This window comes from Streptomyces sp. NPDC057445, assembly GCF_042802855.1.
Taxonomy (GTDB): domain Bacteria; phylum Actinomycetota; class Actinomycetes; order Streptomycetales; family Streptomycetaceae; genus Streptomyces.
The window spans coordinates 19149-39616 of sequence record NZ_JBHVDH010000031.1 but is presented as its reverse complement, the minus strand read 5'-3'; the positions used below and the strand labels follow the sequence as shown (position 1 = coordinate 39616).

Annotated in this window: 21 protein-coding genes and 2 pseudogenes; 10 read left to right on the top strand and 13 right to left on the bottom strand. The window is 71.6% G+C overall.

All coding sequences use genetic code 11. The annotated features are described in order from the left end of the window. Positions 1–109: 109 nt before the first annotated feature. Entirely contained in the window at positions 110–562 is a 453-nt protein-coding gene (locus ACFU5O_RS34950; RefSeq protein ID WP_384246577.1) for a nitroreductase family deazaflavin-dependent oxidoreductase, read from the bottom strand. Positions 563–704: 142 nt separating this feature from the next. Here ACFU5O_RS34950 and ACFU5O_RS34945 point away from each other — a divergent pair, with 142 nt between their 5' ends. The 3 genes from ACFU5O_RS34945 (at position 705) to ACFU5O_RS34935 (ending at position 3473) form a co-directional block, all read left to right on the top strand. Continuing rightward, a complete protein-coding gene (locus ACFU5O_RS34945; RefSeq protein ID WP_384246575.1) occupies positions 705–1445 on the top strand; it encodes a TetR/AcrR family transcriptional regulator in 741 nt (246 codons plus the stop codon). 109 nt (positions 1446–1554) lie between these two features. After that, positions 1555–2811: a sensor histidine kinase gene (locus ACFU5O_RS34940; protein WP_384246574.1), complete on the top strand. Its 1257-nt coding sequence runs from the start codon at positions 1555–1557 to the stop codon at positions 2809–2811. Continuing rightward, on the top strand, positions 2808–3473 hold the full coding sequence (locus ACFU5O_RS34935; RefSeq protein WP_384246572.1) for a response regulator: 666 nt from the start codon (positions 2808–2810) through the stop codon (positions 3471–3473). The genes ACFU5O_RS34940 and ACFU5O_RS34935 overlap by 4 nt, the downstream gene beginning before the upstream one ends. Here ACFU5O_RS34935 and ACFU5O_RS34930 read toward each other — a convergent pair. Together ACFU5O_RS34930 and ACFU5O_RS34925 are read right to left on the bottom strand one after the other, a co-directional pair. Then, a complete protein-coding gene (locus ACFU5O_RS34930; protein ID WP_384246570.1) occupies positions 3434–3736 on the bottom strand; it encodes a DUF6332 family protein in 303 nt (100 codons plus the stop codon). The two genes, ACFU5O_RS34935 and ACFU5O_RS34930, sit on opposite strands and share 40 nt — an antisense overlap. A 73-nt stretch (positions 3737–3809) precedes the next feature. After that, complete coding sequence (locus ACFU5O_RS34925; RefSeq protein ID WP_384246568.1) at positions 3810–5297, bottom strand: MFS transporter; 1488 nt, start codon at positions 5295–5297, stop codon at positions 3810–3812. A gap of 85 nt (positions 5298–5382) precedes the next feature. On the opposite strand from ACFU5O_RS34925, the gene ACFU5O_RS34920 reads away from it, so the two are divergent. Further along, positions 5383–5787, top strand: coding sequence for a MarR family winged helix-turn-helix transcriptional regulator (locus tag ACFU5O_RS34920; protein WP_384246566.1), 405 nt, complete (start codon positions 5383–5385; stop codon positions 5785–5787). Between the two features lie 58 nt (positions 5788–5845). On the opposite strand, the gene ACFU5O_RS34915 is transcribed toward ACFU5O_RS34920, so the two are convergent. Beyond that, positions 5846–6595: a maleylpyruvate isomerase family mycothiol-dependent enzyme gene (locus ACFU5O_RS34915; RefSeq protein ID WP_384246593.1), complete on the bottom strand. Its 750-nt coding sequence runs from the start codon at positions 6593–6595 to the stop codon at positions 5846–5848. Positions 6596–6786: 191 nt separating this feature from the next. After that, complete coding sequence (locus tag ACFU5O_RS34910) at positions 6787–8067, bottom strand: MFS transporter (RefSeq protein WP_384246564.1); 1281 nt, start codon at positions 8065–8067, stop codon at positions 6787–6789. A gap of 268 nt (positions 8068–8335) precedes the next feature. Between ACFU5O_RS34910 and ACFU5O_RS34905 the strand changes: the two genes are divergently transcribed. Further along, on the top strand, positions 8336–9559 hold the full coding sequence (locus tag ACFU5O_RS34905) for an ROK family protein (RefSeq protein WP_384246562.1): 1224 nt from the start codon (positions 8336–8338) through the stop codon (positions 9557–9559). 60 nt (positions 9560–9619) lie between these two features. Here the strand turns inward: ACFU5O_RS34905 and pip are convergent, their stop codons facing one another. Further along, on the bottom strand, positions 9620–10579 hold the full coding sequence (gene pip / locus ACFU5O_RS34900; RefSeq protein ID WP_384246560.1) for a prolyl aminopeptidase: 960 nt from the start codon (positions 10577–10579) through the stop codon (positions 9620–9622). A 134-nt stretch (positions 10580–10713) separates the two neighbouring features. On the opposite strand from pip, the gene ACFU5O_RS34895 reads away from it, so the two are divergent. Next, positions 10714–11499, top strand: coding sequence for an SAM-dependent methyltransferase (locus tag ACFU5O_RS34895; protein ID WP_384246558.1), 786 nt, complete (start codon positions 10714–10716; stop codon positions 11497–11499). 27 nt (positions 11500–11526) lie between these two features. Here the strand turns inward: ACFU5O_RS34895 and ACFU5O_RS34890 are convergent, their stop codons facing one another. Both ACFU5O_RS34890 and ACFU5O_RS34885 read right to left on the bottom strand, forming a co-directional pair. Then, complete coding sequence (locus tag ACFU5O_RS34890) at positions 11527–12108, bottom strand: DUF4865 family protein (protein WP_384246556.1); 582 nt, start codon at positions 12106–12108, stop codon at positions 11527–11529. Between the two features lie 30 nt (positions 12109–12138). Next, positions 12139–12711 carry a TetR/AcrR family transcriptional regulator gene (locus tag ACFU5O_RS34885; protein ID WP_384246554.1) on the bottom strand — a complete coding sequence of 191 codons (573 nt, stop codon included), beginning with the start codon at positions 12709–12711 and terminating at the stop codon, positions 12139–12141. Positions 12712–12832: 121 nt separating this feature from the next. Between ACFU5O_RS34885 and ACFU5O_RS34880 the strand changes: the two are divergent. Together ACFU5O_RS34880 and ACFU5O_RS34875 are read left to right on the top strand one after the other, a co-directional pair. Further along, a pseudogene (locus tag ACFU5O_RS34880) lies at positions 12833–12940 on the top strand (SHOCT domain-containing protein); the annotation flags it as partial. Further along, positions 12937–13082, top strand: a pseudogene (locus ACFU5O_RS34875) (ABC transporter ATP-binding protein); the annotation flags it as partial. The pseudogenes ACFU5O_RS34880 and ACFU5O_RS34875, both read left to right, overlap by 4 nt. A gap of 178 nt (positions 13083–13260) precedes the next feature. On the opposite strand, the gene ACFU5O_RS34870 reads toward ACFU5O_RS34875, so the two are convergent. Then, positions 13261–13830, bottom strand: coding sequence for an ATP-binding protein (locus ACFU5O_RS34870; protein ID WP_384246552.1), 570 nt, complete (start codon positions 13828–13830; stop codon positions 13261–13263). Positions 13831–14103: 273 nt separating this feature from the next. Next, positions 14104–14436 carry a hypothetical protein gene (locus ACFU5O_RS34865; protein ID WP_384246550.1) on the bottom strand — a complete coding sequence of 111 codons (333 nt, stop codon included), beginning with the start codon at positions 14434–14436 and terminating at the stop codon, positions 14104–14106. Positions 14437–14621: 185 nt separating this feature from the next. Between ACFU5O_RS34865 and ACFU5O_RS34860 the strand changes: the two genes are divergently transcribed. Continuing rightward, a complete protein-coding gene (locus ACFU5O_RS34860) occupies positions 14622–15737 on the top strand; it encodes a PLP-dependent cysteine synthase family protein (protein ID WP_384246548.1) in 1116 nt (371 codons plus the stop codon). A 9-nt stretch (positions 15738–15746) separates the two neighbouring features. On the opposite strand, the gene ACFU5O_RS34855 is transcribed toward ACFU5O_RS34860, so the two are convergent. The 3 genes from ACFU5O_RS34855 to ACFU5O_RS34845 form a co-directional block, all read right to left on the bottom strand. Beyond that, positions 15747–16226, bottom strand: a complete 480-nt coding sequence (locus ACFU5O_RS34855) for an SRPBCC family protein (RefSeq protein ID WP_384246546.1) — start codon at positions 16224–16226, stop codon at positions 15747–15749. 183 nt (positions 16227–16409) lie between these two features. Beyond that, positions 16410–16883, bottom strand: coding sequence for an SRPBCC family protein (locus tag ACFU5O_RS34850; RefSeq protein WP_384246545.1), 474 nt, complete (start codon positions 16881–16883; stop codon positions 16410–16412). 4 nt (positions 16884–16887) lie between these two features. Beyond that, a complete protein-coding gene (locus ACFU5O_RS34845) occupies positions 16888–17724 on the bottom strand; it encodes a DeoR/GlpR family DNA-binding transcription regulator (RefSeq protein ID WP_384246543.1) in 837 nt (278 codons plus the stop codon). A 184-nt stretch (positions 17725–17908) separates the two neighbouring features. Here ACFU5O_RS34845 and ACFU5O_RS34840 point away from each other — a divergent pair, with 184 nt between their 5' ends. Further along, positions 17909–20467, top strand: a complete 2559-nt coding sequence (locus ACFU5O_RS34840; RefSeq protein ID WP_384246542.1) for a hypothetical protein — start codon at positions 17909–17911, stop codon at positions 20465–20467. The last annotated feature ends 1 nt before the right edge of the window (position 20468 follow it).

Sequence of the window (20468 nt, the reverse complement as noted above, 5' to 3'; positions counted from 1 at the left end):
GGTTCATGGCGATACGGGCTGACGGCGCCGTCGGTCGACGGTGCTGCGGGCTCACCGCGCGAAGGCCGGTGCCGTCGTCGGTCCATGCCGTCGTCGGTTCATGCCGCCGTCAGTTCATGACGGTGATGCGGAACACCGGGTGATCAGGGGCGGCCGCCAGGATCTCCGCGTCGGAGGACTTGGCGGTGACGCCCTGGAAGTACTGGTTGACCTCCCAGCCCCACCGCTCGAGGTAGCCGCGCAGGACGGGGAGCTTCTCGTCGTCCGGGATCTCCACGGCGGTGAACGTGCGCACCTTGCGGCCCACGCGCAGCTCACCGCCGCCCGCGACGCGCATGTTGCGCACCCATTGGGAGTGGCCGCGCGCCGAGACCAGATACTGCGCCTCGTGCTGGGTGAACGGATTGACGGGGATGCGCTGCATGGCACCGCTCTTTCGGCCGCGTACCGAGAGCTCCGCGGAGCCGAGCAGGCTGATGCCGTGCCGGGCGAGGTGGCCGACGACCGCGTTCACCGCGCGGTCGAACGAGTTGGCCTTGATGTAGTGCGGCGTCGATGACATGGCGATCTCCATCGCTTGATCAGTGGCCTCTTGAGAGAGCAGTGCTCTCGGGTAAGAGCAGTGTGTACCGGAACGGCGATCCAAAGCAAGAGCACTGCTCTCATCATTGGTCACTGCTCTGAAACGTGACACACTGTCTCGCATGACCAGTGAGAGCCGAGCGAGCAGCACCGTGCGAGGAGTCAGGGAACGGGCCCGGAGCGAGATCACGGCCGCCATCAAGGACGAGGCGCGCAGACAGCTAGCGGCCGAGGGCGCGGCCAAGCTCTCCCTCCGCGCAGTCGCTCGCGAACTGGGCATGGTGTCCTCGGCGCTCTACCGGTACTTCCCCAGCCGCGACGAGCTGCTCACCGCGCTCATCGTCGATGCGTACGACGCCATCGGCGCCGCCGCCGAGCGTGCCCTCGCCGACGTGGACGCCACGGCGCCGTCCGGACAGCCGGCCCCCGTCGCCCGCTGGACCGCCGTCTGCTCGGCCGTGCGCGCCTGGGCGCTCGCCCACCCCCACGAGTACGCACTGATCTACGGATCCCCCATCCCCGGCTACGCGGCCCCGCCGGCCACCGTGGGGCCCGCCTCGCGCGTGGGCCTCGTCCTCGTCTCGATCGCCCGCGATGCCCACCGCGGCCCCGGCGTCGCCCCGGCGCCGCTGCCCGCCGAGCTCCGTGCCGAGGCGGACCGGCTGACCGCCGGCCTCGCGCCCGACCTCCCCCCGGCGCTGGTCATCGCTCTGGTCGCCGGCTGGGCCGAGGTGTTCGGTCTCATCTCGTTCGAGGTGTTCGGCCAGTTCACACGATTCGTGGAGGACCGCGACACCTTCTTCGGTCACTCCGTGTCCCGCATCGCCCGCGACGCCGGCCTCGTTCTGTCGCGTACTCCGTAGCGTCCGTCTCCCCGGGGCCCGACCGGCCCGGCGTACTGCGCAGAGAGTACGGGGGATCACCGCGCCCGGCCGACGCCCACGGGGAGCGCCCCGGTCTAGCGTGGCCGGTATGGATGAGGAGCAGCGCACCCGCCACCACCACGGTGGCCGGCCCTGGACGCGCGGCGGGCCACCGTGGGCACACGGCGGGCCGCCCTGGGTGCGGTACCGGCAGGAGTGGTGGGACGGCACCCGGCTGCCCTGGCGGTCGACCCTCGTCCTCGCCGTCTTCGTGATGGTGGGATCGGGTTTCGCGGCCCGGAACCAGCCGGGCCGGGAGCCCGTGGACGCCCTGGCGCGCGTACTGCTGCTCGCCGGTCCGGCGCTTCTGCTGCTGCGCCGCAAGTACCCGGTTCCCGTGGTCTTCGGGGTTTCCGCGCTCGCGCTCGGCTACCTCCTCGCGGGCTATCCCTACGGTCCGGTTCTCGCCACCGTGGCCGTCGGGGTGTTCTCGGCCGTCGTCACCGGTCACCGGTACGCGGCGTGGGGCGCGGTCGGCATGCTCTGGGCCGGCCATCTCCTGGTCGGGCACTGGCTCTACGAGTATCTGCCGCCGGCCGGGGACCGGGCAGTGGCGTGGGGGCAGGAACTGGCCTCCGCGATGTTCGTCGTGGCCGTCCTGGCCCTCGCCGAGCTGGCCCGCGTCCGCAAGGAACAGTGGGCCAAGGAACGTGCCGAACGGGCGGCCGCCCAGCAGCGCCGTACCGACGAGGAACGGCTGCGCATCGCCCGGGAACTCCACGACGTCCTCGCCCACTCGATCTCCGTCATCAACGTGCAGGCCGGCGTCGGCCTCACGCTGCTGGACTCCGACCCGGAGCAGGCCCGTACGGCCCTCACCACGATCAAGGCGGCCAGCAAGGAAGCCCTGGGGGAGGTGCGACAGGTCCTCGACACGCTCCGCACCCCCGGCGACGCGCCGCGAGCCCCCGCGCCGGGACTCGACCAGCTTCCCGAACTCGTCCAGCAGGCGGCCGGGACCGGCCTCACCGTGGAGGTCACCACCGAGGGCCGGAAGGCGGCTCTGCCGCCCGGTGCCGATCTCGCCGCCTTCCGGATCGTGCAGGAGGCTCTGACCAACGTCGTGCGTCACTCGGGGTCCCGAACCGCTCGGGTGCGGATCGGCTACGCGACCGGCCGCCTGGATCTCCGAATCGACGACGACGGCCCGGCCACCGGCACGCACGAGGGCGGCGCCGGCCGTGGACTCGTCGGGATGCGGGAGCGTGCCGCGGCGCTCGGTGGCACGATCGAGGCGGACACCCTCCCGGACGGCGGTTTCCGGGTGCACGCCGAGCTGCCGATCGAGCCGAAGGAGACACCGTGATCCGGGTTCTGCTCGCCGACGACCAGTCGCTGGTGCGGGCGGGGTTCCGTGCCCTGCTGGACGCCCGGCCGGAGATCGAGGTCGCCGGAGAGGCCGCGGACGGCGAGGAGGCGCTGCGAAGGGTCGCCGAACTGAGGCCCGATGTCGTCCTGATGGACATCCGGATGCCGCTTCTCGACGGTCTCGCCGCCACGCGTCGCATCACGGAGGACGAGTCGCTCGTCGGCGTGAAGGTCGTCATGCTGACCACCTTCGAGCTGGACGAGTACGTCTTCGAGGCGATCCGCGCCGGAGCTTCCGGGTTCCTGGTGAAGGACACCGAGCCGGAGGAACTGGTGCGCGCGGTAAGGGCGGTGGTCGAGGGCGACGCCTTGCTGTCACCGGGCGTCACGCGCCGGCTCATCGCCGAGTTCGCCGCCCGGTCCAAGGCGCCGGCCGGTGACGAGAACCTCGCCGAACTCACGGAGCGGGAAAGGGAGGTGATGGCGCTCGTCGGGACGGGCCTGTCCAACGAGGAGATCGCCCGCCGCCTCGTGGTCAGCCCCCTCACGGCGAAGACCCACGTCAGCCGGACGATGGTGAAGCTGGGCGCCCGCGACCGGGCCCAACTGGTCGTGCTGGCCTACGAGTCGGGGCTCGTCCGCCCCGGCTGGCTCGGCTGACCGCTGCCGGGCCCGTCACCTGCGCTTGCGGCCGCGCGGGGAAATCGCCACAGAACATGGACGATGCGGGCGACGAACACGACCGTGGCCGCGGCGGTTGCGGCGATCAGCAGGACGTTCGCCGCTGTCCGGGGCGGATCGAGCAGGAGCGCCGGTCCCGCGATCGCGCAGAAGACCAGCGCCGCCGCCAGGGCCGCGCTGAACACGGCGTACCCGATCTCCACCGTGATCGCGTCCCGCTCGGCCTGTGTACGTTCCCCCATGACAGGGAGTGTCACAGCCGCGGCGGCGCGCGGGCAACCGCCCCGCACGCCGCCGCCCCCCAGTGTCGATACGTCAGTCGAGCGCGCCGACGCGCTCGTCGGCGGCGTCCTCACGGACCGGCGCGGACTTCGCGACGACCACCGACCGGTCGGGGCGCCGGGTCCGGATGCCGGTCAGGGTGACGAGCAGTCCGGCCAGCGCGATCGCGGTGACCACCACCAGCCCGGGGCGGAAGCTGTCCAGGACCTGCTGCGGGGTGCCGCCCTCGCTGCCGCCCGCCGTGATCACCGCGGTGACGACGGCCAGGAAGATCGCGCCGCCCACCTGGAACGAGGTGTTCAGCAGGCCCGAGACCATGCCCTGCTCGTTGTCGTCCACACCGTTGGTGGCCTGGATGTTGAGCGAGGGGAAGGTGAGTGCACAGGCCGCACCGAGCAGCAGCATCGAGGGCAGGACGACCGCCGCGTACTGCGGGGTGAGGCTGATCCGCAGGAAGAGCGCGTACCCGACGACCAGCAGTGCGAAGCCCGTGGCGATGACCCGTGGTGTACCGAAGCGGTCCACCACATCGCCGATCTTCGTCGAGGAGACCGCGACCAGCACACCCGCCGGCAGGAAGGCCAGCGCGGTCTGCAGCGCCGACCAGCCGAGCAGCGACTGCATGTACTGGGTGACCAGGAACTGGAAGCCGACGTACGAGCCGAAGAACGCGGCGGCGCCGAGGTGCGCCCGGATCTGGGTGCCGGAGCGCAGCACCCCGAGCCGGATCAGTGGGTGCGAGGAGCGCAGCTCGATCGCCACGAAAGCGCTGAGCAGCAGAGCGACGGCCAGGAACGACAGCAGCGTGCGGGCGGAGGCCCAGCCCGCTTCGGGTGCCTGGACGACGGTGAACACCAGCAGCAGCATCGAGGCCGTGCCGGTGACGGCGCCCGGCAGGTCGTAGCCGCGGTGGGTGTGTTCGCGTGGGCTGTGCGGGATCAGCCTCAGCCCGGCGATCAGCGCGATGACGGCCACCGGGGCGGGCAGCAGCATGGTCCAGCGCCAGCTGAGCTCGGTGAGCAGCCCGGACAGGACCAGGCCCATGGAGAAGCCGGTGGCGGCGCAGGTCGTGTAGATGGACAGGGCACGGTTGCGCTGCGGGCCCTCCTTGAAGGTCGTCGTGATGATGGAGAGCCCCGCGGGAGCGGTGAACGCGGCGCTCAGGCCCTTGATGAAGCGGCTGGCGATGAGCAGCGGCCCGGAGTCGACGAGTCCGCCCAGCAGTGACGCGAGAGCGAAGACGGCGAGAGCGATGAGGAAGACCCGCCGTCGGCCGAGGAGGTCGGCGGCGCGGCCGCCGAGGAGCAGCAGTCCTCCGTATCCGAGGATGTAGCCGCTGACGATCCACTGCAGGGCCGAGGTGGAAAGGCCGAGGTCGGTGGCGATGGAGGGCAGGGCGACCCCGACCATCGAGACATCGAGGGCGTCGAGGAACATCGCGGCGCAGAGCACGAGGAGGGTGCCCCACAGCCGCGGCGTCCAACGCTCCTGCGCGTCGGGGACATTGAGCGGAGAGGTCATGCGAGGAACACTACATGCGCATGCATTGATTGCTAGTGCATTTAATTCCCTTGCAATGAAATTGGTCTTCGGTTAACGTGCGGTCATGGCAGCGAAGAAGTCCGAGCGCGCGCTCGTGGAGGAGTGGCGGGATGTGCTCTCGCTGCATGCGCGCACGATGTGCGAGCTCGACCGCGAGCTGCATCCCTACGGTCTGGGCGCCAGCGACTTCGAGGTGCTGGACGTGCTGGCCGAGAGCAAGGCGGAGGACGGCAGCTGTTCGTACCGCGTCCAGGAGCTGGCGGCACGCGTGCATCTGAGCCAGAGCGCGCTCTCGCGCCTGGTGGCGCGGCTGGAGAAGGACGGGCTGGTGACCCGCGGCATGTGCAGCGAGGACCGGCGCGGTGTGCGGGTGGCGCTCACCGACAAGGGCCGTGAGATCCATGCCGAGGTGCTGCCGCTGCAGCGTGCGGTGCTGACCCGGATGCTGGCGGAGCAATCATCGGGCTGAGCGCCGCCCCGGGAGACGTGCGGCGGGTGCCCGGTGACCGTGCGGCGGGTGCCCGGGGTCAGGACCAGGTGATGGGGGACTTCTCGCGCCACAGCCGCGCGAGTTCCGCATCGCCCTTGATGCGCACCGCGGTGTGCGGCAGCCGGTTCCAGAGCGTGAGGTAGAGGCGGTCGACGGGGCCGCTCAGCTCGCAGTCCGCCGGACCTTCGCCGTTGCCCGTGGTGCGCACGGTGCGCGGCGGCTCCGATGAAAGATGCACGGTCCAGACGTCGTCCGTGTCGGTGGCCCGTACCCGAAGGATCCGCGGGTTCTCGGTGCGTACCCGGCTCCTGGAGCGGGAGTGGAACGCGCACAGCAGCTCGTCGATGCCGTCCCTCGCCGGCGCGGTGGCTACGGGACCGGGGTCACCGAGCGCCGATTCGGCGTCCGCGCGGTGCACGGTGGTCTCATGGGCCTGGCGCCGCGCCCAGAAGGCTCGTGGCGAAGGGGCGGACAGAAAGCTCCAGCAGTCCAGGTCCTCCGGGGCGTCGGTGAGTGCCGCCACCAGCCGTCCGTGCCCCTCCCGGAACCACCCCAGCAGTTCGTCGCCGTCGAGGTCCGGCTCACCCGAGTCCGGGTGGTACTGCGTATGTCCCTCGGTCACGAAGGCCGTTGCCCAGCGGTGGACCATGCCCGTGTGCCGCAGCAGGTCGCGCACCTGCCAGCCCGGGCAGACGGGTACGTCGGCGTCCGGGCCCGCCTTCTCGGCGGCGGCGGCCAGCAAGCGGCCCTCCCCGGCGAGGTGCTGGATGAGCTCCGAGGTCTCCATGCGGGGCATTGTGCCAGTGGTGAGGAAGAGGGCGATCGTCGGCGCCGCCGGCAGCATCGGCAGCACCCACGCGAACGACGCGTCCTCGTGCTCCACGAACAGTCCCTCGTGGTGCCGACGCCGGGCGCGCTCCTGAGTACGGCTGCTCGAACGTGGGACCTAGGCGCGGCGGTGCCCAGTGATGGCGGTACCTAGCGATCGGCCGCCAAACGATCCGCCGTCGTGTGATCGGCGGAAGGTTCCTGGGCCCGTCGAGCCGAGTACCCGATCAGGGCAGCCGCACCCGCGAGCGCCGCCACCGTTGTCAGGGCGGCCGGCAGCGAGAACCAGTCGGCGAGGAAGCCGATCGCCGGCGGTCCCAGCAGCATCCCGCCATAGCCCAGCGTGGACGCCGTGGCCACACCGGCGGCACCGGCGAGGGCGCCCGCGCGGCCGACCGCCACGGGGAAGATGTTCGCGAGGCCGAGTCCGGTCACGGCGAAGCCGAGCAGGGCGAGCCAGGCGCTCGGTGCCAGGGCGCCGAGCAGCATGCCCGCGGCGGCGGTCGTGCCGCCTGCGACCAGGGTCCGGGTCTGGCCGAGCCGCTCCAGCATGGTGGTGCCCGTGAGTCGGCCCGCGGTCATCGCGAGGGCGAACAGCGAGTACCCGGCTGCCGCGAGACCGGGATGCGCTCCCAGGTCCTGCTCCAGGTGGAGCGCGCCCCAGTCGGCCAGTGCGCCTTCCCCGTACGCCGTGCACAGCGCGATCACGCCGAAGAGGGTGACCAGGCGACGGGTGCGGCGCGTGAGCCGTGCCCGTTCGGCGGGCGGGGCTCCCGGGCCGGACCGCGCGGTGTCAGCGGCGGCGGGCGAGGCGGGCGAAGGGTGGCGCAGCAGCACCGAGCCGGCCGTCGCAGTGACGAGCAGTCCGATGCCCGTGAGGGCGCAGAGGTGCGTGGTGGGGGAGAGGCCCGCGGCGACCAGTCCGCCCAGACCGGCCCCGATCATGCCGCCCAGACTGAACGCGGCGTGGAAGCTGGGCATCACGGGCCGACGCAGTGCCGTGACCAGATCCACGGCGGCGCTGTTCATCGCCACGTTGATGCCGCCGTACGCGATGCCGAACACGAGGAGTACCAGGCCGAGCGCGAGCGCTGAATGCGTCTGCGCCGGCAGGGCGATGCTCAGCGACATCAGGACCCCGGCCGCGACGGTCACCGGGTGGCTGCCGAGGCGTCGGCACAGCCGCCCGGTCAGGGTCATCGTCACGACGGCGCCGGCGGACACTCCGAGCAGGGCGAGCCCGAGGTCGCTTTCGGATGCGCCTGTCTGCTGCTTGATGGACGGGATGCGGACCACCCAGCCGGCGAAGAGGAAGCCGTCGAGGGCGAAGAAGACGGTCAGGGCTGCGCGGAGGCGGGTCAGGGAGTGCGGGGCGGGATCTCCGCCGGAGCCCCCCGGAGTGACCGTACGCAGTTTGTTTAGTAGCGGCACAAAGTCAGGATAGGGCGTGTCCGTCCACGGCACAAACAGCGGGCACCGCTGAGAAGGAGCCGTAGGCCGACCACTCTGCGGCTCCTTCGCGTACCGGTCCGTGGCGTGCTTCCGGCGCGTTCGTCGGTGACATGCGTGCCGTCCGGCTTGTCCGCCGTCCCCATGACACGCGGACGAACGCCGACCGGCCGTCCCGTGACGCGCAGCCGAACGCCGACCGGCCACCAGGCCGCCCGTCTTCCCGCGGGATCATGGGAGACTCGCCCCCATGAACGGCAAGGTGACCACCACGCGGACGAAGCTGGAGAGAGGCCGCAGCGTGCTCGGCCCCGCGCTGGAACTGGTGCACACGGGCAGGGCGCCCACCCGTGCCGTACTCACCGCCGAGCTCGGCGTCACTCGTGCCACTGCCGGCGCCGTCGCCGCCGAACTCGAGGCACTCGGACTGATCCGCGTCGACTCCCGGCCCGCCGCGGCCGGTTCCCAGGGCCGCCCCTCGCACCGGCTGTCCGTCGAAGAAACGGGTCCGGTCGTGCTGGCCGCGCAGGTGCACGCGGACGGGTTCCGGGCCGCGCTGGTCGGGCTCGGCGGGACGATCGTCGCGACCGCGCCCGGCTGCGTCACGGTCTCCGCCGACCCGGCCCAGGTGCTCGGCGAGGTCGTCGAGGCCGGGGTGGAACTGCTGCGTGCCTCGGGGCGCAGATGTGTGGGCGCCGGACTCGCCGTGCCCTCGGCCGTGGCCGAACCCGAGGGCACCGCGCTCAACCCGCTGCACCTGGCCTGGCCCGCGGGTGCCCCCGTGCGCGACATCTTCGCGGAACGTGTGCGCGCGGCGGGCATCGCGGGACCGGCGTTCACGGGCAACGACGTGAATCTGACCGCCCTCGCCGAGCACCGCCACGGCGCGGGCCGAGGCGCCCAGCATCTGCTCTGCGTCGCCACCGGCCACCGTGGCGTCGGCGGCGCGCTCGTTCTCGACGGCCGCCTCCACACGGGAAGTTCCGGCCTGGCCCTGGAGGTCGGCCACCTCACCGTCAACCCCGAGGGGCGCCCCTGCTACTGCGGCAGCCGCGGCTGCCTCGACGTCGAGGCCGACCCTCTTGCCTTCCTCACCGCCGCGGGCCGTGATCCCGGCCCCGAGGTGTCCCTGCTCCAGCAGTCCCGCGATCTGCTCCGCACGGAGTACGACGACCCGTCGGTACGTGCCGCCGCCGAAGAGCTCGTCGACCGTCTCGGACTCGGTCTCGCGGGCCTGGTCAACATCCTCAACCCGGACCGCATCATCCTCGGCGGTCTCCACCGCGAACTCCTGGACGCCGACCCCGAACGCCTCCGTGCCGTCGTCGCCGACCGCAGTCTCTGGGGCCGCAGCGGCAGCGTCCCCATCCTTCCCTGCACCCTCGACCACAACAGCCTGGTGGGTGCGGCGGAACTGGCCTGGCAGCCGGTCCTGGACGATCCGCTGACCGTGCTGACCGGCCGCCCTTCCTGACACGGACGACGGCGGCCGCAGACACATCCCTCATCCAGGGCCGTCACCGGTGCACGGCCGTCACCGGTGTGCGAAGCGCTCGAGGGCGCGCAGCACGTGCTCACGCGTCGCGCCGCCGCCCAGATGTCCCGCGTCCTCGACGACGGTGAGCTCCGCGTCGGGCCAGGCGCGGGCGAGCTCCCACGCGGTGGCGAGCGGACTGCTGATGTCGAGCCTGCCGTGGATCAGTACGCCGGGGATGCCGGCCAGACGGCCGGCATCGCGCAGCAGCGCGCCTTCCTCCAGCCATGCGCCGTGCGAGAAGTAGTGCGCACAGATCCGCACCAGGGCGAGCTGTTCGGCCGGGGGCCTGTCCCCGTACGGGTTGGAGGCGCCGTTCGTCTCCCCGGACAGCACCGCGTCCTCCCAGGCGCACCAGTCGGCCGTGGCCTTCGCCCGCACCGCGGCGTCGGGGTGCTCGGTCAGGCGCGCGTAGGCCGCGACGATGTCACCGTCGCGTGCTGTGCCGGGGGCGCCGGCGAGGAAACGTTCCCACTGCTCGGGGAAGAACCGGCCGGCGCCGCGGTAGAGCCAATCGATCTCCGAACGCCGTGTGGTGGTGACGGAGGGGATGACGATCTCGGACACGCGCCGCGGATGTCGCTCCGCGTAGGCCAGGATCAGCGTGGAGCCCCACGAGCCGCCGTACAGCAGCCAGCGCTCGATGCCCAGGTGCTCCCGAAGCCGCTCCATGTCGGCGATCAGACGGCCGGTCGTGTTGTGCCGCATGTCGGTCGCCGGATCGCTCGCGTGCGGGGTGCTGCGCCCGCAGCCACGCTGGTCGAAGAGGACGACCCGGTACGGTCCGGGGTCGAAGTACTGCCGGGCGCGGGGGCCGCACCCGGATCCCGGCCCGCCGTGGACGACGAGCGCCGGTTTGCCCTCCGGATTGCCGCAGACCTCCCAGTACACGAGGTTGCCGTCGCCGACGTCGAGCATCCCTCGGTCGTACGGCTCGACCGGCGGGTGCAGTTCCCCCATCCCAGGACCTCCTGATCGCGGTGAGGCGGCGTGGCGACGGAATCGGTCCCCAACCGTCAAGCGTCCCAAGGGCCACCGGGACGGTCAACGTAATTCAGGTGTGGGTACGGCCGGATTGCCGTACGGTCCGCACCATGTCTGACAGCGCTCTTCCGCCCCGGCTCAGCCGACTCACCTTCCATGGACCGCTCTCCGAAGCGCGGGCCGCGCAACTGGTCACCCGGCTGAGGCGGCACGATCCTGAGTCGGTGCTGGACATCGGCTGCGGATGGGGCGAGTTGATGCTGCGGCTGCTGGAAGGGGCGCCGGGAGCCAAAGGGGTCGGGCTCGACCTGACCACCGCGGATCTCGAGCGTGGCCGGCGCAACGCGCAGGAGCGTGGGCTCGAGGGGCGTGTCGACTTCGTGGAGGAGTCGGCCACCGGGACCACCCGAGGGCCGGCCGATGTCGTGCTGTGTCTGGGCTCGGGGCAGGCGCTGGTCGACGGCGGGGAGACGGACGGTGACATGCCGGCGTTGTCGGCCACCGAAGCCGCGCTCCGGGCGCTGCGTCCGCTGGTGACGCCGGGCGGCCGGGTGCTGTTCGGCGAGGGATTCTGGCAGCGCACGCCCACGCCCGAGGAGCTTGCCGCCATGTGGCCGGGTGCACGCGAGGACGACCATGTGTCTCTCGCGGCGGTGGCGGATGCGGCCACCAACGCCGGGTTCCGTATCGAATGGACAGAGACGGCGACCGAGGAGGAGTGGGAGCACTTCGAGTCCGGCTATCTCGCCGACGTGGAGGAGTGGCTCGCCGCCAACCCGGAGCACTCCCTGGCCCCCGAGACCCGGGACCGGGTGGACCGTCACCGGGCCGGCTGGCTGCGCGGCTACCGCGGAGTGCTCGGGTTCGTCATGCTCACGCTCATCCCCGTCGGCTGAACAGATGCCCGGTGGCGAGCCGGCGGGTCACCAGTATCTGCCCCGGGGGAGTTCGCCGCGATGAGGGGCCGACACATGGAGTACCTGGAAGCGGTCACCGTCGGCCCGTGGGGGCTCGTCCGCCCAGAGCGTGAAGTGCAGCAGCTCCCAGTGCCTCGGATCGATGGCGACCGCTGCCGCCACCACACCTTCGCGGTCCGCGAGTTCGCGGTGAGCATCGAGGGCGCGCTCGACCGTACCGGTCGGACTTCCGTCCCCCTCGACACGGCTGCGGCTGCGGGTGGCGCTCATCGGTACCGATCCGGATGCCGGTCCCTCCTCGTACGCCAGTCCCGTCCAGTGCTGCACCTCCGGCCGCCCGAAGTCGTTGACGATGCCCTGGAAGCCGGGCCCCCAGAGGAAGGAGTTCATACCCCGGGCAGCGGCCCACAAATAGAAGGGCGCGTACTGGTTGACCTCCGAGCCGTCGGCGCGCTCACGGATCAGATACGCCTTGAGGCCGAGGCCGGGGAACTTGTCGAGCAGATTCCCCTTCGTCGCGACGCGCCTGCGGATGATCCCCATGTCGTACCCGGCGGGCAGGGTGATCTCGTACTGCATGGCGTGCACCGGAACGCTCTCCTTCGTCGCTGAAATGATTCATGCCTCGTGCGGGGCCGGGGGAGCCAGCAGCGCGAGCAGGCCCCGGACGGCCGCGTCGAACGCCGCCGTCGACCCGGCCGCGCGGGCGAGCACGTAACCGCCCTGCAGGGTCGCGGCGATCAGTGCCGCGATCTGGGAAGGGACGAGCCCCGCGGCGAACTCGCCGTGCTGCTGCCCCTCCTCGACCACTTCCTCGAGCCGCTCGCGCAGCTGGTCGAGGATCGTGTCGACCGGTGCGCGCAGCTCGTCGTCGCTGATGACTTCGGGGTCCATCGTCAGACGGCCGATGGGACAGCCGCGCAGCACGTCACGCTCCAGCAGCAGATATGCCGAGATGCGCGCGTAGGCCGAGCCGGGCCCGTTGAGTTGGCCCTCGGCCCGGGCGCGTATCTCTTCGGCCGTCCGCCGGATGGCCGCGAGCGCCAAGTCCTGCTTACCGGTGAAGTGGTGGTACATGCTGCCCTGCCCGGCGCCGGCCTGCTGCTGGATCGCCTTGGGACTGGTGCCCACGTAACCCCGCTCCCACAGCAGCTCGCGGGTGGCTTCTATCAGACGCTCCGGAGTGCTCATGGCTGTCACTGTACATACCAGTAGGTACAGAATCCAGAGCTGATCGGGAGCAGGGTCAGGAGCCCTGCGTACTCCCGGAGTGGTACTCCCGGTGCCACCGGCTGTACGACGACCCGGGCCGCTCGGCCACCGTTTCGCCTCCGGCGAGATCGACGAGGACGAGTACTGGCGCAGGCTGTCCGTTCTCGACGAGCGGTTCGGACGCCCGGCCAAGGGAAGCCGCGCATGACCACCGCGACCACCGCCACCCGTACCGCCGCCCGCGTCGTGGACGCCGTCAAGATCTACGGCGGGGGCGACGCGGAGATCAGGGCCCTGGACGGGTGAGCGTCGGAATCCCGGCCGGCCGCTTCATCGCGATCATGGGGCCTCGGGTTCCGGCCCCGCACGCCGGACGGCCCGTCTCGACGTGCTGCGGGCGATCGCGGCGAATGAGAGCGACGGCCCCGGCCGTTGATCCCTTTCCTGCCGCGCGCCCCCGCCTCCTGCGCCGTTCCGTTGCCACCCCAGGGCCGTTCCGTTCCCACCCCGGCCGTCGGTCCGGTCCGGTCAGTGCGCAACCGGTGACCGGACCACGGCGGGAGTACGCGGCTCGTGGGCCCGCCCGGCCCCGGCGTCGGCGAAAGCTGTGCCCGCCGCAACGGGACCACCGACCGTGAGAGGCGCACCCGCCGTCTGCCCGTAGCGCGAGGCAGCCGCGTAGGCGAGCTTCGATGTCATGGGCACCGTCGTCGGGAGGGTGAACCACACGACCTTGCCGTCAGCGCCCTTGGGCAGCACGCCCCAGCTCTCGCTGACCGCCTCTATCAGGGCGAGTCCGCGACCCGTGGTCTCGAGCGGTCCCGTGGCACCGACCTCGGGCAGCCGCGGGTCGTGGTCGTGCACCGAGATGGTGAGCCGGTCGAGCAGCAGCTCTATCTCGACGGTGCACAGCTTGTCCGGCTCGGCATGCCGGTGGACATTGGTCAGCAACTCCGTGACGCCGAGCGCCGCATGGTCGATCAACGGATCGAGATGCCAGTAACGCAACTGCGCCGACACGATTCTGCGGACCTGACCGATCCGCATGGGCAGGGCCTGGAGCTCCACCCTGCAATGCCTGCTTGCCTCGCTGATCACGGCTGCGACTCCCCGAAATAGGTCCGGAAGAAGACGAAGGAACGGATCCAGCAGTCGGCTGCCTGCTGTTGGCGCCGGCGGGCTGGGTCACACTGTTACCGCCGGTGAACCCTGAGTGATGTAGTCAAGCGTGAACCAGGGGTGACGACTTCGCAACTCCGCGTACATTCGTCTCTCAGGTTGCGCGGGCCGCGCGGCGGGGCATGCGTGTCCCACTCGTTCGCCCTTGGGGCGCGGACGCCGCCCGTGTCCGGTCACACGGGCGCGCACATGTCAGCCCCGGCTGCCCCCGGCCCTGTGCACCACGTCAAGGAAGCGCACCGCCAGCGCCGTACCGTCGAGCGGGCGGCCGTCTGCTCCCCGTCCGGGACGGTCCATGGTCAGCCGGTAGCGCGTCCCGTTGACCGTCGCGACCGTGCTGCCGCCGCCCGTGAACCAGGCTTTTCCGGCCTGCACGGCCTGGACCGGCGCACTGTCGATCACCCGGCCGTAGCTGGTCAGCAGCGCGAGACGGCCGTCCTCGATGAGGACTTGACCCGCCTTGGTGAGCGAGCGGGGCCACCGCTCGATACGGACACCAGTGGCGTTGAACTCGGGCTCGTGCATGGCCGCCGCCCCCTTCGCGCCTGCTCCTGCACCTCAGTGTGCCGACGTAACCGCACCGACACCAGGGCACATTCCGGCTGCCTCCCACAAGAAGTTGCTATGGAACCCCAAAGTCAACGTTTGTGCAGGTGAGGGGCTTATGGTGGCAGTGGGGAGTGGACCCGACAAAGTGAGGAGCGGGGCGCATGAGCACGTACGAGGCGATGGCCACCATCGATGTGGACCGAAGCGATCCGGAATACCGAAGGTGGCTGAAGGAGGCCGTACGCAAGGTGCAGGCCGACGCGAACCGCTCGGCGGACACTCACTTGCTGCGTTTCCCGCTGCCCGAGCAGTGGGGGATCGACCTCTACCTCAAGGACGAGTCCACGCACCCCACGGGCAGCCTCAAGCACCGGCTGGCCCGTTCGCTGTTCCTGTACGGACTCTGCAACGGCTGGGTCCGGCCCGGCAGGCCGGTGATCGAGGCGTCCAGCGGCTCGACCGCCGTGTCGGAGGCGTACTTCGCAAAACTGATCGGTGTTCCGTTCATCGCCGTCATGCCCCGCACCACCAGCGCCGAGAAGTGCCGTCTGATCGAATTCCATGGCGGGCAGTGCCACTTCGTGGACGACCCCATGAAGGTGTACGAGGAGTCCGCGGCGCTCGCCGTGGAGTGCGGCGGCCACTACATGGACCAGTTCACCTACGCCGAGCGGGCCACCGACTGGCGCGGGAACAACAACATCGCCGAATCGATCTACCAGCAGCTCGAGTTGGAGCGCTACCCGGAGCCCGCCTGGATCGTCGCGACCGCCGGTACGGGCGGTACATCGGCGACCATCGCCCGCTACGTGCACTACATGCAGTACGACACCATGGTCTGCGTCCCCGACCCCGAGAACTCCTGCTTCTTCGACGGCTGGACCCGCGACGATCCCCTGGCGGCCAGCGACTGCGGTTCGCGCATCGAGGGCATCGGCCGCCCGCGCATGGAACCCAGCTTCGTCCCCGGGGCCATAGACCGGATGATGAAGGTCCCGGACGCGGCGACCGTCGCCGCCGTCCGCGCCCTGGAGCGGTCCATCGGCCGCAAGGCGGGCGGATCCACCGGCACAGGGCTGTGGAGCGCACTGAAGATCGTCGCGGAGATGGTGGCCGAGGGACGGCGGGGCAGCGTCGTCACACTGATCTGCGACCCCGGCGACCGCTACCTGGACAAGTACTACTCGGACGACTGGCTGGCCGGACAGGGCCTTGACATCACGCCGTACAGCGAAGCGATCGACCGCTTCCTCGACAGCGGCGTGTGGCCGGACTGACCCACGCCGCTACACGGCCCCCGACGCGAGGCGGCGGTCGAGGCCGCGCATCGCGTCACGGAAGGCATGACCGACTCCTGGCCTCGCCAGCCGCAGCGCGACCCGGACAGGCACAGGTCCGTCGGCCGCCATCGTCCACTGCACGCCCGTACCGGATCCGGAAGGTGTGAGCCGCCAGTCCTCCAGCATGGCGCGCACGCCGGGCACGTTGGTCTCGTCCACGCGGTACGCGTACCGGGCGCCGGGTATCGCAGCCATGATCGTCTCGCGGAACCGGGTGCCGCCGATCAGCCGGACCTCCCGGCCGGCGCCCCCGTCCGTCGGCCGGGCCGCGGTGATCGCCCTGAACCAGGAGGGCCACCCCTCGACATCCTCGGCCAGGGCACGGAAGACGGCCGACGGTTCGGCCCTCACCCCGGTCGCGAAAACGAGGCGCACCGGCGCGGAATGCACGAAGTCGAGCGGCACGGGGTTCAATCGGTGTGGCATGAGGCCGTTCCTCCTGGGACGGGGCAGAAGACCGGGGCGGAAGACGGAGCCGGGACACCATAGCTGTCCGACCATCAGATGGGCACTGTCCCGGTGGCCCTGGCGTCCGCCCCGGGCCACGGGGGCTCCGGCCCAGCGTGGTTCCGGCCACCGGCGCGCCGCACCCGCTGCGGCGCGGGCGGCTCAGCCGCTGCCGTGCCGGTACGCGGACCGGGGCCCGGCGCCGGTGGACAACAAGCCGTCCACCGCCCGGCCGAACACCCGGCGCCCCGCCCTGGCCAGCACGAGGTCGAGGGCCCGGGGCAGTCGCCGTACGCGCAGCTCCTCCACCCACGTCACCCGCGTCCCGAGAGGCCTCTCCCGCACCTCGATCTCGGCCCAGCCCATGATGGTCCGCCCGCGCTTCTCGAGTCGGCAGCGGCCCGGGCGCCCCGGGCCCGGAACCTCCCAGCGCACGACCTCCATGGGATCGTCGACGGCGAGGGGGCCCAGTCCGGTACGGGCGACGAAGCAGGTGCCCTCGCCCGAAGCCTCCGGCGTCAGCACCGAGATCCGTGTCAGCGGCACGTGCGCCGCGTGCCCGGGCCAGTCGGTGAGCCGCCGCCATGCCTGGTCCACGGAAAGCGGTGTGGTACGCACGACCCGGAACACTGCCATCAGGTCACTCCTTGGGGATTCCGGAAGACTCGCCGGCCACCACCAGATGCGGCAGACGCTCCGCGATCTCCTCGCGCGCCCCGGCCGGCAGCCCCGCATCCGTGACGAGCGTGTCCACCTCCTCCAGCCGGGCGAACGAACTCAGTCCCACCGTCCCCCACTTGGTGTGGTCGGCCACGACGACCACCCGCCGGGCCGACCGGACGAAGCGGCGGTTGGTCTCCGCCTCCGCGAGATTCGGTGTCGAAAGGCCCGCCTCGGCCGAGATGCCGTGTACCCCGAGAAAGAGCACGTCGAAGTGGAGTGAACGGATCGCCTGGTCGGCGACCGGGCCCACCAGCGAATCCGACGGTGTACGCACACCGCCCGTGAGTACCACCGTCGCCGCCGCGTTCCGCTGACCGCTTGCCGCGCCCGCCCGCTGCGCCGTATGGAAGACATCGGCGACCCGCACCGAGTTCGTCACCACCGTCAGATCGGGGACGTCGACGAGATGCCGGGCCAGCGCGTGGGTCGTCGTGCCGCCCGACAGGGCGATCGCGCTGCCCGGGACGGCCATCACCGCCGCCGCCCGCGCGATGTCCTCCTTGGCACTCAGCTCCAGTGACGACTTGGCCTCGAAGCCCGGCTCGTGCGTGCTCGCCCCGACCGGCACCGCGCCGCCGTGCACCTTCTCGACGACCCCCTGGCGGGCAAGGGCGTCCAGATCGCGGCGCACGGTCATGTCGGAGACGTTCAGCTTCCGGGTGAGCTCGTTGACCCGGACGCCGCCGCGCCTCCGTACCTCGTCGAGGATCAGGGCGCGCCGCTGTTCCGCGAGGAGGTTCTGATTGTCGCTCACCGCCGGAGCCTGTCCTTCCGCTACGCCTCGCCGTATCACCGCTGCTCACCGGGCTTTCTCATCCTGCCACGGTCGGTTCGCGCCGGGAGAGGGGAGATTCCGTGAGAGCCGCGCGGACGGAGGCCGTGATCCGGGATTCTGGTCGCGCGCCGCCGATCCTCCCAGCAGAGAGCGAGCCAGAGAAGTGCCGCCTGCCACTCCCGTCCCGGACGAGGCCCAGGGCGCCGTCCCGGACCGTGTCCCGGACCCGGCCTCTGCCCCGGCCCCGGTCCCGGCCTCTGCCCCGGTCCCGCGGAGCGGCGGCGCTGCACTCGAGTTACTGGTGCACGGCGTCGGCGGAGCCACCCCGCAGGACATGCTCGGCGATCCCCGCACCGTCCGGATCACCGGCGACGCGACCGCCGCCGTGTACCGGCGCCTCGAGGACGCCGGGGCCGAGGGCCACCCCGAGCGCTACGAGGGCGGGCCGGTGCCCGAGGCGTACTGCTGGTCCAACCTCACCTCGGGCAACGGTGCCCGCGCGCTCTGGCTGCTGCTCCTGCCGTTCATGGTGGTCAACCTTGCGCACTGGATGCGCCCGACGACCAAGGGCCCCACAACGGCGGTGAGGTTCTACGGGACGCTCGTACGGCTCGTGGCGCTGAGTCTCACCGCGCTGCTCACCGCCGCCGCCTGCGAGGTGGCGCTCGATCTCACGGCCTGGCAGTGCGCGGGTTCGGCCCCCTGCTCTGCCAACCGCTCCTGGCTGGGCTTCCTCTCCGCCGCCCACGAAGGGTGGTGGGCCCAGCCGGGCCGCCGCCTCTCGCTCGCGGCGCTCGTACCGGCCGGACTGGTGGGCCTGCTGTGGTATCTCTCCAACCGCACATGGAGCGCGTACGAGTCCCAGCGGCCACCCGGCACCACGACGGCGCACGGGCAGTACGGGCGGGCGGCGAGCGCCTGCGCGGGCGCTGAGGAAGCTGCGACCCCCCACACTGCGTCCGGGTCCGGCCCAGGCACCGACGGCGCGAGCCGCCCCGGCAACGGCGGCGCCGGCGACGCCCACAGGGAAAGCGACAGCGCGAGCGACGGCGGCATCCGTCGCCCGGCCGTCCGCCCCGCACTCGGCCGCCCCGGCTTCTGGTACGGCCGCCGCATCGTCGCCCGGCTGCGTGCCGCCCACACCGCCGCCGGGTTCCTCGTCGTCGCGGCCGCCGTCACCGGAGCCGCGGCCCGCCACGACCGGGGCGCGGACGTCCTCGCGCTGGACCTCGCGGGGCGGGCCCTGGAGGTGGTACTCACCGTCGTCGCCACAGTCGTCGTCGCGATCGTGTTCCGCCGGGGCCGAAGCGAGAACGTCACCGACAACCGCGTCGACCGTGCTCTGGTCGGCTGGCTGCCCGGCGTCTCCCTCGCCCTGCTCGCCCTGGCGATGCTGTACGCCTCCTGGTCACGGCCCGGCTGGGTGTCCCACGGCACGCTCCCCGGTGACGCCGCCTTCCGGATCCTCACCCTCGCCCAGGGCGGCATGATCGTCGCAATGGCCGTCACCGCGCACGTCCTCCACCGCCGGGTGCGGCACCCCCGCACCGCCATGCACGGCTTGGGAGGTCCGGCCGTCGCGCTGCTGGCCTGCGCCCTCGGCGGCGTCATGACCGGTGGTGTCGCCCAGCGCGTCGCCGACTGGCTGGACGGGCCCGGCACGCCCGGAGTGGGCCGCGGGCCCATCGTCGGGCCGCCCGTGCTGCTCAGCTGGCAGGCGTCCGTCATTCCGGTCCTGCTGTTCCTGCTGCTCGCCCCGCTCGCCGTGCTCGGGGTGCGGACGTGGCGCACGGCGCGTGCCCTCGCGCTCGAGGTCGAGGGGGACTACGAGCACGAGCGACCCGACGAGGTCCGTACCCGGCGGATCGCCGGGACGAGGGCGAGGGCGGGTCTCACCGACGCGGCCCCCACCGTCATCGGCATCCTCTGTACGGCCACCCTGCTGCTCGGTGCCGGCTCGGTGGCCGGAGCATGGGCGAGCGGCGAGGTCCTCGGGGAAACCTTCGACCGCGCCCACCCGGTCGTGGAAGCCGCGGCCGATGCCGCCCAGACGCTCGGCTCGTGGCTGATCGGGCTCGGTTTCATACTCTTCGTCACCTGGGGGAGACGGGCGTACCGGGACGCCGCCGCCCGCCGTACGATCGGCATCCTCTGGGACGTCGGTACGTTCTGGCCACGGGCCGCGCACCCCTTCGCCCCGCCCTGCTACGCCGAACGTGCCGTACCCGACCTCACCTGGCGGATGGCCTCCTGGACGGGCAGCACCGGCGGACGGCTCGTCATCTCCGGGCACTCCCAGGGCAGTGTGCTCGCGGCAGCCGCGGTCTGGCAGCTGCCTCCCGCCATCCGGCGCCGCGTCGCCCTGCTCACCTACGGATCACCGCTGGAGCGGCTCTACGGCCGTTGGTTCCCGGCCTACTTCGGGCCCGCCCAACTGCGCGTGCTCCATCAGGAACTGCACTGCTGGCGCAATCTGTGGCGGCACACGGACCCGATCGGCGGGCCGCTCCGGCTCCCCGCAGAGGACGGCAGACCCGAGGTCGACAGGGAAGCACTCAAAGACCCGGTGGTGTACGGGCGTACGGACACCCATCCGCTGCCGGAGCCGATCCTCGGGCACTCGGACTACCAGGCCGATCCGGCCTTCGCGCAGGAACGCAAGGAACTGCTGGACCGGCTGCCGCCCGCGCTGCCGCACCAGCGCGCCGGTGCGGGGGACTGAC

Bases quoted from the DNA above. Each gene is read 5' to 3' on its own strand.
- ACFU5O_RS34950 (WP_384246577.1), bottom strand. From the start codon at position 562: ATGTCATCGACGCCGCACTACATCAAGGCCAACTCGTTCGACCGCGCG.
- ACFU5O_RS34945 (WP_384246575.1), top strand. From the start codon at position 705: ATGACCAGTGAGAGCCGAGCGAGCAGCACCGTGCGAGGAGTCAGGGAA.
- ACFU5O_RS34940 (WP_384246574.1), top strand. From the start codon at position 1,555: ATGGATGAGGAGCAGCGCACCCGCCACCACCACGGTGGCCGGCCCTGG.
- ACFU5O_RS34930 (WP_384246570.1), bottom strand. From the start codon at position 3,736: ATGGGGGAACGTACACAGGCCGAGCGGGACGCGATCACGGTGGAGATC.
- ACFU5O_RS34925 (WP_384246568.1), bottom strand. From the start codon at position 5,297: ATGACCTCTCCGCTCAATGTCCCCGACGCGCAGGAGCGTTGGACGCCG.
- ACFU5O_RS34920 (WP_384246566.1), top strand. From the start codon at position 5,383: ATGGCAGCGAAGAAGTCCGAGCGCGCGCTCGTGGAGGAGTGGCGGGAT.
- ACFU5O_RS34915 (WP_384246593.1), bottom strand. From the start codon at position 6,595: ATGGAGACCTCGGAGCTCATCCAGCACCTCGCCGGGGAGGGCCGCTTG.
- ACFU5O_RS34905 (WP_384246562.1), top strand. From the start codon at position 8,336: ATGAACGGCAAGGTGACCACCACGCGGACGAAGCTGGAGAGAGGCCGC.
- pip (WP_384246560.1), bottom strand. From the start codon at position 10,579: ATGGGGGAACTGCACCCGCCGGTCGAGCCGTACGACCGAGGGATGCTC.
- ACFU5O_RS34895 (WP_384246558.1), top strand. From the start codon at position 10,714: ATGTCTGACAGCGCTCTTCCGCCCCGGCTCAGCCGACTCACCTTCCAT.
- ACFU5O_RS34885 (WP_384246554.1), bottom strand. From the start codon at position 12,711: ATGAGCACTCCGGAGCGTCTGATAGAAGCCACCCGCGAGCTGCTGTGG.
- ACFU5O_RS34865 (WP_384246550.1), bottom strand. From the start codon at position 14,436: ATGCACGAGCCCGAGTTCAACGCCACTGGTGTCCGTATCGAGCGGTGG.
- ACFU5O_RS34860 (WP_384246548.1), top strand. From the start codon at position 14,622: ATGAGCACGTACGAGGCGATGGCCACCATCGATGTGGACCGAAGCGAT.
- ACFU5O_RS34855 (WP_384246546.1), bottom strand. From the start codon at position 16,226: ATGCCACACCGATTGAACCCCGTGCCGCTCGACTTCGTGCATTCCGCG.
- ACFU5O_RS34850 (WP_384246545.1), bottom strand. From the start codon at position 16,883: ATGGCAGTGTTCCGGGTCGTGCGTACCACACCGCTTTCCGTGGACCAG.